This window comes from Lelliottia jeotgali (assembly GCF_977070485.1).
In genome coordinates, this window is record NZ_CDRVFO010000002.1 from 304,757 (window position 1) to 317,836 (window position 13,080).

Annotated in this window: 9 protein-coding genes; 6 read left to right on the forward strand and 3 right to left on the reverse strand. The window is 63.5% G+C overall.

Annotated features, from left to right (window positions below; translation table 11 throughout):
* Positions 1-58: 58 nt before the first annotated feature.
* The gene (locus tag ACW4TB_RS03880) at positions 59-2,158 is read left to right on the forward strand and encodes a sensor domain-containing protein (RefSeq protein ID WP_279932886.1); all 2,100 of its coding nucleotides are present in this window, start codon (positions 59-61) and stop codon (positions 2,156-2,158) included.
* Positions 2,159-2,184: 26 nt separating this feature from the next.
* Here ACW4TB_RS03880 and ACW4TB_RS03885 read toward each other — a convergent pair whose 3' ends face one another.
* On the reverse strand, positions 2,185-3,009 hold the full coding sequence (locus tag ACW4TB_RS03885; protein ID WP_012314121.1) for an aldo/keto reductase: 825 nt from the start codon (positions 3,007-3,009) through the stop codon (positions 2,185-2,187).
* 228 nt (positions 3,010-3,237) lie between these two features.
* Here ACW4TB_RS03885 and ACW4TB_RS03890 point away from each other — a divergent pair, with 228 nt between their 5' ends.
* Positions 3,238-4,116, forward strand: a complete 879-nt coding sequence (locus tag ACW4TB_RS03890) for a DMT family transporter (RefSeq protein WP_012314122.1) — start codon at positions 3,238-3,240, stop codon at positions 4,114-4,116.
* 18 nt (positions 4,117-4,134) lie between these two features.
* Here ACW4TB_RS03890 and ACW4TB_RS03895 read toward each other — a convergent pair whose 3' ends face one another.
* Positions 4,135-5,037: a LysR family transcriptional regulator gene (locus tag ACW4TB_RS03895; RefSeq protein ID WP_012314123.1), complete on the reverse strand. Its 903-nt coding sequence runs from the start codon at positions 5,035-5,037 to the stop codon at positions 4,135-4,137.
* A gap of 381 nt (positions 5,038-5,418) precedes the next feature.
* Between ACW4TB_RS03895 and katG the strand changes: the two genes are divergently transcribed.
* From katG to ACW4TB_RS03910, 3 genes are all read left to right on the forward strand, one after another.
* Positions 5,419-7,677, forward strand: a complete 2,259-nt coding sequence (katG, locus tag ACW4TB_RS03900; RefSeq protein WP_012314124.1) for a catalase/peroxidase HPI — start codon at positions 5,419-5,421, stop codon at positions 7,675-7,677.
* A 238-nt stretch (positions 7,678-7,915) separates the two neighbouring features.
* Complete coding sequence (locus tag ACW4TB_RS03905) at positions 7,916-9,127, forward strand: M24 family metallopeptidase (RefSeq protein WP_012314125.1); 1,212 nt, start codon at positions 7,916-7,918, stop codon at positions 9,125-9,127.
* A 114-nt stretch (positions 9,128-9,241) separates the two neighbouring features.
* The gene (locus ACW4TB_RS03910) at positions 9,242-10,576 is read left to right on the forward strand and encodes an MFS transporter (RefSeq protein ID WP_174141469.1); all 1,335 of its coding nucleotides are present in this window, start codon (positions 9,242-9,244) and stop codon (positions 10,574-10,576) included.
* A gap of 4 nt (positions 10,577-10,580) precedes the next feature.
* On the opposite strand, the gene ACW4TB_RS03915 is transcribed toward ACW4TB_RS03910, so the two are convergent.
* The gene (locus tag ACW4TB_RS03915; RefSeq protein ID WP_279933046.1) at positions 10,581-11,573 is read right to left on the reverse strand and encodes a GlxA family transcriptional regulator; all 993 of its coding nucleotides are present in this window, start codon (positions 11,571-11,573) and stop codon (positions 10,581-10,583) included.
* 156 nt (positions 11,574-11,729) lie between these two features.
* Here ACW4TB_RS03915 and pssA point away from each other — a divergent pair, with 156 nt between their 5' ends.
* Positions 11,730-13,058 carry a CDP-diacylglycerol--serine O-phosphatidyltransferase gene (pssA, locus tag ACW4TB_RS03920; protein ID WP_254467674.1) on the forward strand — a complete coding sequence of 443 codons (1,329 nt, stop codon included), beginning with the start codon at positions 11,730-11,732 and terminating at the stop codon, positions 13,056-13,058.
* Positions 13,059-13,080 lie beyond the last annotated feature (22 nt).

Genomic DNA, 13,080 nt, shown 5'->3' on the forward strand with positions numbered 1-13,080 from the left:
CCGGCCGCTCTGGCCTGGGGTTCCTTTTCGTGCGCGTTGCAGGTTCAGGGAAATTTTCATGTCGCTAGTCGCAAGCCCCGACGTCATGTACCGGCTGTTGATCCAGAGCGTGGTGGACTATGCCATCTACCTGCTCACCCCCGACGGTATCGTCGCCAACTGGAACCCGGGCGCCCAGCGGGCCAAGGGTTACCTTGCCGACGAGATTATCGGCAAGCACTACTCGCTGTTCTACAGCGAAGCCGAGCGCGTCGCCGGCCTGCCCGAGCAGAACCTTGCGCAGGCGCGCGACACTGGCCGCTTCGAAGAAATCGGCGCACGCCTGCGCAAGGACGGCTCGACCTTTCATGCCCACGTGGTGATCGAGGCGGTGCGCGATGACAACGGCCATCTGATCGGCTTCGCCAAGGTCACCCGTGACATTTCCGAGCGGCGCCAACAGGAGCTGGAATTGTTGCAGGCCAAGGAGCTGGCTGAACAGTACAGCCAGGAGATGACCAAGCTTTCGCAGTTCCTTGATTCTGTGATCGCCAACATTCCCGCCAGCGTTATCGTCCAGGACCTGGAAAGCCAGCGTATCCTGCTGGCCAACCAGCAGGCCGAACGCCTGTTCGGTGGGCGCGGCCGCAGCACGATCGGCCGGTTGCCGGGTGAGTGCCTGGCACCGGCTGCGGCCGATTACCTGGAACAGCAACTCGCCCGCGGCGCACGCAACCCAAAGGGTTATGCCGCTGAAACCTGCGTCGATACCGCCTGTGGTCCGCGGACCCTGCGCAGCCGCGCATTGCTCAGCCAGAACCGCGAGGGCCAGGCCGACTATGTGCTGTTCGTGGCAGAAGACGCCACCGAGGAACTGGCCGCCCACGCCCAGATCCATCACATGGCGCACCACGACGCGCTGACCGGGTTGCCCAACCGCACACTGTTCAACGAGCGGCTCAAGCAGGCACTGGTGCGCGGCCATCAGAACGACAAGCTGACCGCAGCGCTGTGCCTGGACCTGGACAACTTCAAGAACATCAACGATTCCCTCGGCCATGCCTTCGGCGACAAGCTGCTGCGCGCACTGGGCAAGCGCCTGCGCCGTGAGCTGCGCGAGCAAGACACCCTGGCCCGCTTGGGCGGCGATGAGTTCGCCGTGGTGCTGACTGGCCTGGACGGCCGCGAGGCTGCCTGCAATACGGCGAAGCGCCTGATTGAAGCGATTTGCCCGCCGTTCCAGATCGAAGGCCACCAGTTCACGGTGGGCGTGAGCATCGGCATCGCCATTGCCCCCGATGACAATGAACAGGCCGAACAGCTGCTCGGTTACGCCGATATGGCCCTCTACGAAGCCAAGCGCAATGGGCGTAACCGCTACGAGTGCTTCCACGTCGAACTGGATGTCGCCGCCCGCCAGCGCCGCCTGGTCGAAACAGACCTGCGCACTGCGCTGCACCTTGGGCAGTTGCACCTGCATTACCAGCCGATAGTGGATCAGCAGACCAGCAGCGTGACTGGCTACGAGGCGCTGTTGCGCTGGGAGCACCCGACCCGCGGCATGGTGATGCCCATGGACTTCATTCCCATTGCCGAGGAGACCGGGCTGATCCACGAACTCGGCACCCGTGCGCTGAACCTGGCGTGCCAGGAGGCGGCCAGTTGGGACAGTGAGCAGACGGTGTCGGTCAATCTATCACCGGTGCAGTTCAAGAACGCCAACCTGGTCCATACCGTGGCCCTGGCCCTGGCCGACTCGGGCCTGGCGCCCCAACGCCTGGAGCTGGAAATCACCGAATCGGTACTGCTGGGCAACAGCGAGGAGAACGTGCGTACCTTGCGCGCCCTGAAAGACCTGGGGGTGTCGATTTCGCTGGATGACTTCGGCACCGGGTATTCGTCGCTCGGTTACCTGCGCTCGTTCCCGTTCGACCGGATCAAGATCGACAAGTCGTTCGTGCATGACATGTGCGACAGCCGCGAGGCGATGTCCATCGTCCGGGCGATCACCGAACTGTCCAACAGCCTGATGATCAAGACCACGGCTGAGGGTGTGGAGTCCGAGGAGCAGATGCAGCGGCTGGCGGCGGAAGGGTGCTCGCACTTCCAGGGTTATCTGTATGGGCGCCCGGTGCCGGCGGGGGAGCGGTTGAAGCAGGTGGCTGTGGCGGTGAGTTGAAAGGGCCGCAAAGCGGCCCTTGGCATTCAGCTGTTCCAGTCCGGCGCAAAGTCCGGGCTCACCACCCGCTGATCCTTGGGCAACCCGGCAATCAGCGCCCGATCCTGAGCATCCAGGCGCACATCCAGCGCCGCCAGGTTGCTCAGCTGGTTCTCGCGGCTGCTGGCCTTGGGGATCACCGCCACGCCGTCCTGGTCCAGCAACCACTTGAGCGCCACCTGGCTCGGCAACACGCCATGCTTGCGGGCGATGTCCTGGATCACCGGCTGCGCCGCCGCCCGCCCGCGGGCCAGCGGGGTATACGCCGTGAGTAGCAGGTCGTGCTGGCGGGCGTAGTCGAGCAGCGGTTGCTGGCTGAGCAGCACGTGGTATTCCACCTGGATCGCCGCCAGCGGCGCGTCCAGCGCTTCGATCACCTGGCGCAGCAGGCCGAGCGGGAAGTTGGCCACGCCGATGCTGCGTACCTTGCCCTCGTCACGCAGGGCCACCAGCGTCTCGATGCTGCGGGCCAGGTCCCATTCCTTGCCGGGCCAGTGAATATGGAACAGGTCGACCTGCTCCGTGCCCAGGGCACGCAGGCTGTTCTCCAGGGACTGGCGCATGGCCTCGGGCGCCAGGCGGTCCCACCAGACCTTGGTGGTCAGGTGAATCTGTTCGCGTGGCACGCTGCTGTCGCGCAACGCCTGGCCAACAGCGGCTTCGTTGTCGTAGGCAGTGGCGGTATCGATGTGCCGGTAACCCAGCTCCAGTGCCTGGTGCACTGCTCGCGTGCACTCGGCGCCAGTCATCGGCCAGGTGCCCAGGCCAATGCTGGGCAGGTCGAGGCCGTTGCGGGTGGTGAGCCTATGCATGAAAACTCCTTGTTCGGGTTCGAGGGTCCAGGCTCGATGGTGCGCGTTTCGCCTGCCTGGGACCATGAGCAGGGGCCAGAAAGTGGTCGATCAGCGAACGGAAAACACATTGCCCTGCATGAGCGTGTCAATTGACCTTCCTCAAGTCGTCGTATCTCTTCTAGAATCCCTGCAGTCGCACTGCCTTCACCTGGCGTTGCATGTCGCAGCGCCGCCATCGAGAACGCCATGAGTTCCAGCACACCGCTGTCCGGAGTCAACCACCCCCTGCGCGGCATCGCCCTGGTGGTGGTGGCCACGTTCCTGTTCGCCAGCCACGATGCCTTGTCCAAATTCCTCGGTGGGCTGTACCCGATCATCATGGTGGTGTGGGCCCGCTACCTGGTGCATACCCTGCTGATGGCCGGCATCTTCCTGCCCAAATCCGGCCTGAATGTGCTGCGCACCCGGCGCCCGGTGCTGCAGACCTTGCGCGCCCTGAGCCTGCTCAGCACCAGCCTGCTGTTCACCACCGGCTTGCAGTACCTGCCGCTGGCCGAGGCGACCTCGGTCAACTTCCTGGCCCCGGTGCTGGTCACTGCGCTGTCGGCGCCGCTGCTCAAGGAGCGGGTCACACCCGGGCAATGGGTGGCGGTGGTGCTGGGCTTCATCGGCGTGCTGGTGGTGGTGCACCCCGGTGGCGCGATGTTCACCCCGGCGATCCTGTACCCCTTCGGCTCGGCACTGGGCTTTTGCTTCTACCAGTTGCTCACACGCATACTCGCCGCCCATGACAGCCCCACCACCAGCAACTTCTACGCCGGGCTGTGCAACACGCTGGTGATGAGTGCGTTGGTGCCGTTTTTCTGGGAGCTACCGCGCTGGGACCACGCGCTGCTGATGCTGGCACTGGGTGGTTTCGGCATGAGTGCGCACCTGCTGCTGACCCAGGCTTTCCGCCACGCCGCGCCGGCTCTGCTGGCGCCGTTCAGTTATTGCCAGATCGTGTTTGCCGGCTTGCTGGGGTTGCTGATCTACGGGCAGGTGCCCGATAGCACCACCTTGCTGGGCATCGCCATCATCTGCCTGAGTGGGCTTGGGGCAGCCTGGATGCAACGCCGCAAGTGAAAAGGTGTCATGCCTGCGCTACCTGGCCATGAACTGCAGAATCCGTTCGCGCAACCAGCGTTCGGCCGGGTCATTGTCTTGCGCGCCGCTCCATACCATCGACAGTTCCGCCTCGGTGATGTCGAACGGCGCCGGGTCGGCGCGCAGGCTGCCATCGTCAGCCAGGGCGCAGGCGGCGTAGTCCGGCACGGTTGCGATCAGTTCGGTATTGCGCAGCAGCGCGCGCAGGCTGCCGAACTGTGGCACGGCCAGCACTACCTTGCGGCAACGGCCGATGCGCGCCAGATCAAGGTCGATGTTGCCACTCATGTCTCCTGAAAACGACACCATCACATGCGGCCTGGCGCAGTATTCGTCCAGGGTCAGCGGGCCTGGGCGACCGTCGGCGCGCAATACGCGCACGCCGATGTCACGCAGCTTGCGGCGCTTGGCCGTGGCCGGCAGGTCGGTGGTATAGCTGACGCCCACCGAGATCTCGCCGCTGGCCAGCAGGCCAGGCATCAGCAGGAAGTTGGTACGGCGCACCACCACGCTGATGTTCGGTGCTTCTTCGCGCAGGGCTTGCAGCAGGGCCGGGAACAGGCCGAATTCGGCGTCATCTGAGAGCCCCAAGCGGAATACGTTGCAGCTGTTGGTCGGGTCGAACTCCCGGGCGCGGCTGATCGCTGAAGAGATCACGTCCATGGCCGGCCCCAGCTCGGCGAAGATCTGCATGGCCCGGGGAGTTGGCTCCATGACCCGGCCGCTGCGGATCAGTAGTGGGTCATCGAACAGTTCGCGCAGGCGGGCCAAGGCGGCGCTGACGGTGGACTGGGTGATGAACAGCTTTTCGCCGACGCGGGTCAGGTTACGCTCGATCATCAGGGCTTCAAAAAGCACCAGCAGGTTCATGTCGACGCGGCGCAGGTCGTTGCGGTTCATGGGGCTTGGCTCACGCAGGAAATTGGGTGGTTGGCGGTGTATTGAAGCACGGCACGGGCCCTTGCGCCTTGTAAGGATGTGCCGGTAGGGGAGACATACTGAATACCTGACAGAGCCAACCTATCACCCTCCAATAGCCACTCTATTAGAAGTCTGCCCAAGCTCGACTAGTCTTGACCGTGGCCCTGCGAATTCCCCTGCGGGCGGCGTCAGAGCACCTGGGTGCAAGACCCTGCCGCCACGCCGTGACAGCTTCGCAAGCCCCTGTCGGAACGTGACCGACCTGACCTGATGAGGGGTAGGCATGAGCCCATGTGCTCGGCTCAAAGAACACCTGGCATAGACCGGAAATCTGGATAACCGACCCAAAGGTAACAGCAGATGTCGAACGAATCGAAATGCCCGTTCCATCAAACCGCAGGTGGCGGCACCACCAACCGAGACTGGTGGCCTGACCAGCTCAACCTCAGGATTCTCCACCAACATGGCACCAAGTCCGACCCGATGGACCCGGACTTCGACTACGCCAAGGCGTTCAAGAGCCTCGACTTCCAGGCGCTCAAGCAAGACCTGACCGCCTTGATGACCGACTCCCAGGACTGGTGGCCGGCCGACTTCGGCCACTATGGCCCATTGTTCATCCGCATGGCCTGGCACAGCGCCGGCACCTACCGCATCGGTGACGGCCGCGGCGGCGCCGGCTCTGGTCAGCAGCGTTTCGCGCCGCTCAACAGCTGGCCCGACAACGTCAGCCTGGACAAGGCCCGGCGCCTGCTGTGGCCGATCAAGCAGAAGTACGGCAACAAGATTTCCTGGGCCGACCTGATCGTGCTCACCGGCAACGTCGCCCTGGAATCGATGGGCTTCAAGACCTTCGGCTTCTCCGGCGGCCGCGCGGATGTGTGGGAGCCGGACGAAGACGTGTACTGGGGCTCGGAAAAGGTCTGGCTCGGCGGCGACACCCGCTATGGCAAGGACCAGGTCAAGGCCCAGGCGCCCGGGCAGGGGGACCTGGTGGCCGAACCCGCCAAGCACGGTGAAGAGCAGAACCGCGACCTGTCGGCCGAGCGCAACTTGGAAAACCCGCTGGCCGCCGTGCAGATGGGCCTGATCTACGTCAACCCGGAAGGCCCGGAAGGCAACCCCGACCCGGTGGCTTCGGGCAAGGATATCCGCGAAACCTTCGGCCGCATGGCCATGAACGATGAAGAAACCGTTGCGTTGATCGCCGGCGGCCACGCCTTCGGCAAAACCCACGGCGCAGGGCCGGCCGACAACGTCGGCGCCGAACCGGAAGCTGCCGGCCTTGAACTGCAAGGCTTGGGCTGGGCCAACAAATTTGGCACCGGCAAGGGTGGTGACACCATCACCAGTGGCCTGGAAGTGACCTGGACCTCGACGCCGACCCAGTGGAGCAACGAGTACCTCAACAACCTGTTCAACTTTGAGTGGGAACTGACCAAGAGCCCGGCCGGTGCCCACCAGTGGCAGCCCAAGGAGGGCAAAGGCGCTGGCACCGTGCCGGATGCCCATGACCCGAGCAAACGCCACGCACCGTCCATGCTCACCTCGGACCTGGCCCTGCGTTTCGACCCGATCTACGAGCCGATTGCCCGGCGCTTCAAGGACAATCCCGACCAGCTGGCAGACGCCTTTGCCCGCGCCTGGTACAAGCTGATCCACCGCGACATGGGCCCGCTGGCACGTTACCTCGGGCCAGAAATGCCCAATGAGGAACTGTTGTGGCAAGACCCATTGCCCAAGGCCGATCAGCCGTTGCCAAGCGAGCAAGACATAGCCGCGCTCAAGACCAAGGTCCTGGCGTCAGGGTTGAGTGTCGGTGAGCTGGTATCCACCGCCTGGGCAGCCGCCTCGACGTTCCGTGGTTCCGACAAGCGCGGCGGCGCCAATGGTGCACGCCTGCGCCTGGCGCCGCAGAAGGACTGGCCAGCCAATCAGGGCACGGGCAAAGTGCTGGCGGCACTGGAGCAGATCCAGGGTGAATTCAACAACGGTGGCAAGCACATCTCTCTGGCCGACCTGATTGTGCTGGCCGGTACCGCCGCGGTGGAAAAGGCCGCCAAGGATGCCGGCTACGCTGGCAACGTGCAATTCCGCCCGGGCCGTGTCGACGCCTCCCAGGAACAGACCGATGTCGAGTCGTTCGCTGTGCTCGAGCCACTGGCTGACGGTTTCCGCAATTTCACCAAGGCGCGCTACAGCGTCAAGGCCGAGAAACTGCTGCTGGATAAAGCCCAGTTGCTGACCCTCACCGCGCCGGAACTGACCGTGCTGATCGGCGGCCTGCGGGTGCTGGGCGCCAACCATGGCGGCAGCAAGCACGGCGTGTTCACCGACCAGCCTGGCACCCTGAGCAATGACTTTTTCCGCAACCTGCTGGACATGGGTGTGGAGTGGAAGGCCACCTCGGGCGACAACGAAAGCTTCGAAGGCCGCGACCGCAAGACCGGGCAAGTGAAGTGGACAGGCACCCGTGTGGACCTGGTGTTCGGCTCGCATGCGCAGTTGCGGGCGCTGAGCGAGGTGTATGGCAGCAGCGATGGCAAGGACAAGTTCGTCAAGGACTTCGTTGCAGCTTGGGTGAAGGTGATGGAGCTGGATCGTTTTGATTTGAAATAAAGGTAATGACTGGGGCTGCTTTGCAGCCCAATCGCCGGCAAGCCGGCCCCCGCAGTCACACCACAAAGCCAGAAGGCGGTGGAGTGCTTGTGGGGGCCGGCTTGTTTGCAATGGGGCAGTGGCCATCGCGCCAATTCCAGGTCGGATAGGTACAAAAGCGTCCTCGTTCGTTCTGCTGCAATGCATCTCAGGCGGCCGGCCTGAAACAGCGTGCTCACAACGACAAGGAACACCGACCATGCAAATGCCCCAGACCCTGAAGATCCGCAACGGCAACAAGGTCAAACCGACTTTTTCCGCACAGGAATATGCCGCCCGCCATGCCCGGCTGCGGGCCTATATGGCCGAGCAGGATATCGAGGCGGCGATCTTCACCTCGTACCACAACGTCAACTACTACAGCGACTTCCTCTACTGTTCGTTTGGCCGCCCTTATGCACTGGTGGTGACCCACGACAAGGTGGTGTCGATCAGCGCCAACATCGACGGTGGCCAACCTTGGCGTCGCACGGTCGGCACCGACAACATCGTCTATACCGACTGGCAGCGCGACAACTATTTTGTGGCCATCCAGCAGGCGCTACCGCTGGCGTCGCGTATCGGCGTTGAGTACGACCACCTCAACCTGCAGAACCATGCCAAGCTCGCTGCCTGCTACCCAAGGGCCGAGCTGCTGGACATCGGTGCGCCCTGCATGCGCATGCGCATGATCAAGTCCGCCGAAGAACAGGCGCTCATTCGCCATGGTGCGCGGGTGGCTGACATTGGCGGTGCGGCGGTGGTCGAGGCGCTGCAGGACCAGGTGCCGGAATATGAAGTGGCACTGCATGCCACCCAGGCGATGATCCGCGAGATCGCCCGCAGTTTCCCCGACAGCGAGTTGATGGACACCTGGACCTGGTTCCAGTCCGGGCTCAACACTGACGGTGCGCACAACCCGGTGACCAGCCGCAAGGTAAACCCGGGCGACATTCTCAGCCTCAACTGCTTCCCCATGATCGCCGGCTACTACACCGCACTGGAGCGTACGTTGTTCCTGGGCCACTGCCCGGACGAGCATTTGCGCCTGTGGCAAGCCAACGTCGAAGTGCACGAGGCAGGGCTCAAGCTGGTGCGCCCGGGCATGCGCTGCTGCGATATCGCCCGCGAGCTGAACGAGATCTTCCTGCGCCATGACCTGCTGCAGTACCGCACCTTCGGCTATGGCCACTCGTTCGGCACACTCAGCCACTACTACGGCCGTGAGGCAGGGCTGGAGCTGCGCGAGGATATCGATACGGTGCTGGAACCGGGCATGGTGGTATCGATCGAGCCGATGATCATGCTGCCCGAAGGGCTGCCGGGGGCAGGGGGCTACCGCGAGCATGACATCCTGATCGTCAATGAAACGGGTGCCGAGAACATCACCAAGTTCCCGTATGGACCGGAGCGCAACATCATTCGCAAATGATGACAGGTGCCGGCCTCTGCGCGAATGAAGAGGCCGGCACAAACAACACAATAACAACTAACTGTATGACCTTCAGACCCTGCCTCCAATTAGAAGAACCAGAGGGTATCCGTCATGTCCAGCACCACCCTGAATGCTCCCACCCTCGCCGGTGCCACCCAAGGCGCCGAACGCCAGGCCCTGCGCAAGGCCGCCCGCGCCAGTTTCATGGGCAACTTCGTCGAATGGTTCGATTACGCGGCCTACGGCTACCTGGCGACCATCATCGCCGCCACCTTCTTTCCGCAAACCGACAAGACCAGCGGCTTGCTGGCGACGTTCGCGGTATTCGCCCTGTCCTTCCTCGTACGCCCGCTGGGTGGGGTGGTGTGGGGCCATTTTGGCGATCGTCATGGCCGGCGCAATGCTTTGTCACTGTCGATCCTGATCATGTCGATTTCGACCTTCTGCATTGGCCTGCTGCCGGGGTATGCGCAGATCGGCCTGTGGGCGCCGTGCCTATTGTTGCTGATCCGCCTCGTGCAGGGCTTTTCCGCTTCGGGCGAGTATGCCGGCGCTGCGGCATTTCTCGCCGAGTATGCACCGCCTGGCCGAAGGGGGCTGTACACCAGCATCGTGCCGGCCAGCACTGCGGCCGGGCTGTTGTTTGGTGCGGCATTCGTTGCGGCCTTGCATGAACTGCTCAGCACTGAAGACCTGCACAGCTGGGGCTGGCGCCTGCCATTTTTGCTGGCGGCGCCGTTTGGCCTGGTGGGACGTTATATCCGCATGAGCCTGCAGGACACACCCAAGTTCCTGGAGATGGAACAGCGGCTGGAAAGCAAGGCCTGCATGACGCCGGCGCCGATCCGCGAACTGCTGAGCCGGCACCGCCGCAGCCTGGCCATCGGTATCGGGGTTACCTGCCTCAATGCTGTGGCGTTCTACCTGCTGCTCAGCTACATGCCCACTTACCTGTCGAATGAAATGGGCATGAGCGAGCGTGACTCGTTCATCGCCTCGACGGTTTCCCTGGCCACCTACATCGGCCTGATCTTCCTGATGGGACGCCTGTCTGACCACTTTGGCCGCAAGACCATGCTGGTGGTTGCTTCGCTGCTGTTCCTGGGGTTGACCGTGCCGCTGTTCAAGCTGCTCGATGGTCAGCCCCTGCTGGTGGTCCTGGCGATCCAGATCTTCTTCGGGGCGATGCTGGCGATGAACGACGGCACCTTGCCTTGCCTGCTTGCGGAAATCTTCCCCACCCGCGTCCGTTTCAGTGGCTTTGCCTTGAGCTTCAACCTGGCCAACGCCTTGTTTGGCGGGACGGCACCGTTCATCGCCACCTGGTTGATTCATGTGACTGGTAGCAAACTGGCGCCGGCCGGGTACCTGCTGGCGGCGGCGCTGGTGGCGCTGGTGGCCATGTTGATGTGCCGGGAAACGGCCCATGACGAACTGAAAGACTGAGGTATCAGTGCAACGATGCCTGCCGCCGTTCCCCCAGCGGCGACAGGCCAAAGAAGCGGCTGTAGCTCTTGGAAAAATGCGCCGGCGAACTGAACCCGCATGCCAGCGCCACCTCCCGCACTTGCACGTCGCTGCGCAACAGCAATTCCCGCGCCCGCGACAGCCGCAACTCCAGGTAATACTGGCTGGGCGTGCGCTGCAAATACTTGTGGAACAGCCGCTCTAGCTGGCGCACGGTCACCTCGTTGAGGCTGGCCAGTTCCTCCAGCGCCAGCGGCTCCTCCAGGTTGGCCTCCATGATCGCCACCACTTGGCTAAGCTTGGGCTGGGCACTGCCCAGCAAGGTGCGCAACGGCACGCGCTGTCGCTCGCGCTCGCCGCGCACCCGGTCGCACAGCAGCAACTCGGCCGCCTTGGCGGCGATGTCTTGGCCACCGGCTTCGCGGGCGACCAGTTGCAGCATCATGTCCATCGCCGCAACGCCACCGGAGCAGGTGTAACGGTCGCGGTCCAGTTCGAAAAGCTGGCTGGAAATGACGATCCCGGGGAAATGCTCCTGCAGGGCTTCGATGTCCTCCCAGTGGATGGTGCAACGATAGCCTTTGAGCAGGTCGGCTTTGGCCAGCAGGTAGCTGCCGGTACAGATGCCGCCTAGCGGAACGTGCTGGCGGGCCAGTTGGCGCAGCCAGTCGATCAGGGGCCGGCTACCTCGGCTGCGGTCGATCGGGTTGGCCCCGACCACGAACAGGGCATCCAGCGGCGGGGCCTCGGCGATGGCATGGTCAGGCAGGATACGCATGCCATTACTGGCCATCACCGGCGCTTCGCTGGCAGCGAGCAATACGGTGCGGTAGAGGGGGCGGCGGGCTGCCAGGTTGGCCATGCGCAAGGTTTCCACCGCCGACGCCAGGCCGATGGTGGTGAAGTTGGGCAGCACCAGAAAACCGAAGGTCTTGGCTGGGCAAGGCGAGACGATTGCAGAAACGGGGTGGACCATTGCGATCTTCCTGTGCAAGCTGAGGCGTGATTCGTCGGGGGCAGTGAAAAACAGGCCTCGCATGTTTCTTGTTGTTATGGGTCGTTGCCCGGTCGATCTTACACCCCGGCGTGATGGCCAGGAATGGACCTGAATGCAGACAGAAGGTGAAGCTACTTGAACCCCGAATCCATGCTGGCCGCGCTGCCAGGTTTCGCCATCGCGCCGCAGGCCATCGAGGTTCTGCCCGATGCCGCGGCCTATCGCACCCGCTTGCTTGAGCGCATCGGCGCTGCGACCCGGCGCATTGTCATCGTCGCCTTGTACTTGCAGGAGGACGAGGCCGGGCAGGAAGTGCTGGATGCCCTGTACCAGGCCAAGGCGGCGCGGCCGGGCCTGGAGATCGTCATCGTGGTCGACTGGTTTCGCGCACGCCGTGGCCTGCTGGGCGCCGGGCGTCAGCCGGGCAATGCCGCCTGGTACCAGGCCCAGCGTCAGCTGCGTGGGTTGGACGTGGTTATTCATGGCGTGCCAGTGCAAACCCGTGAGTTGTTCGGCGTGCTGCACCTCAAGGGCAGCGTGATCGACGACTGCGTGATCTATACCGGCGCCAGCCTGAACAACGTCTACCTGCACCGTTTCGACCGTTATCGCCTGGACCGTTACCACCTGTTCCAGTCGCCTGAGCTGGCCGATGCCATGGTCGCCCTGGTGCGGCGGCTGCTGCACCACACTGCAACGCCGCGCCTGGACCTGCCGGCGCCACCGACCAACCGCAGCCTGCGCGGCGATATTCGCCGCTTGCGTGCACGGCTGCGGCGCATGGCGTATGACGCACCGGCTGCCGTTGCAGGGCAGGGCCTGCGGGTGGTGCCGTTGCTCGGCGTTGGCCGTGGCAACCCGCTTAACCGCGCGGTGTGCGCGTTGCTGGCTGCGGCGCGGTCACAGATCATCATCAGCACGCCTTATTTCAACCCGCCCCGAGTGGTGATGCGCGAGATCGACCACGCCCTGGACCGCGGCGTGCGGGTGGAACTGATTGTCGGCCACCGTACGGCCAATGATTTCTATATCGCGCCCGGTGAGCCGTTCAGCGCCAGTGGCGCGTTGCCCTATCTGTATGAAGACAACCTGCGCGCCTTTGCCCGGCGCCGCCATGCCAGCATTGTCAGCGGCCAACTGGTGGTTCGGATCTGGAACGACCCTGGGCATACCTTTCATGCCAAAGGCGTCTGGGTCGATCAGCGTTACTCGTTGCTGACAGGCAACAACCTCAATCCGCGCGGGTTCAACCTGGACCTGGAGAACGGGCTGCTGATCGACGACCCGCAGGGCGAATGGACGGTGCCGCGGGAAGTGGAACTGGAGGGCATTCGCCGGTTTGCACCGAAGATCGGCTCGGCCCAAGAATTGGGCGTCAAGGCGGAGCACCCCAAAGAAGTGCGCAGGTTCTTGCGCCGCTTGCGTTTCAGTCGCCTGGAGCCGTTGATCAAGCGGGTGTTGTGAGCCGTTTTTACCTCTCTGAAAA

What these genes read in the sequence shown, in the direction of transcription:
- ACW4TB_RS03885 (WP_012314121.1), bottom strand. Translation starts at nt 3,009, where the DNA reads ATGCATAGGCTCACCACCCGCAACGGCCTCGACCTGCCCAGCATTGGC.
- ACW4TB_RS03905 (WP_012314125.1), top strand. Translation starts at nt 7,916, where the DNA reads ATGCAAATGCCCCAGACCCTGAAGATCCGCAACGGCAACAAGGTCAAA.
- ACW4TB_RS03910 (WP_174141469.1), top strand. Translation starts at nt 9,242, where the DNA reads ATGTCCAGCACCACCCTGAATGCTCCCACCCTCGCCGGTGCCACCCAA.
- ACW4TB_RS03880 (WP_279932886.1), top strand. Translation starts at nt 59, where the DNA reads ATGTCGCTAGTCGCAAGCCCCGACGTCATGTACCGGCTGTTGATCCAG.
- ACW4TB_RS03915 (WP_279933046.1), bottom strand. Translation starts at nt 11,573, where the DNA reads ATGGTCCACCCCGTTTCTGCAATCGTCTCGCCTTGCCCAGCCAAGACC.
- ACW4TB_RS03895 (WP_012314123.1), bottom strand. Translation starts at nt 5,037, where the DNA reads ATGAACCGCAACGACCTGCGCCGCGTCGACATGAACCTGCTGGTGCTT.
- katG (WP_012314124.1), top strand. Translation starts at nt 5,419, where the DNA reads ATGTCGAACGAATCGAAATGCCCGTTCCATCAAACCGCAGGTGGCGGC.
- ACW4TB_RS03890 (WP_012314122.1), top strand. Translation starts at nt 3,238, where the DNA reads ATGAGTTCCAGCACACCGCTGTCCGGAGTCAACCACCCCCTGCGCGGC.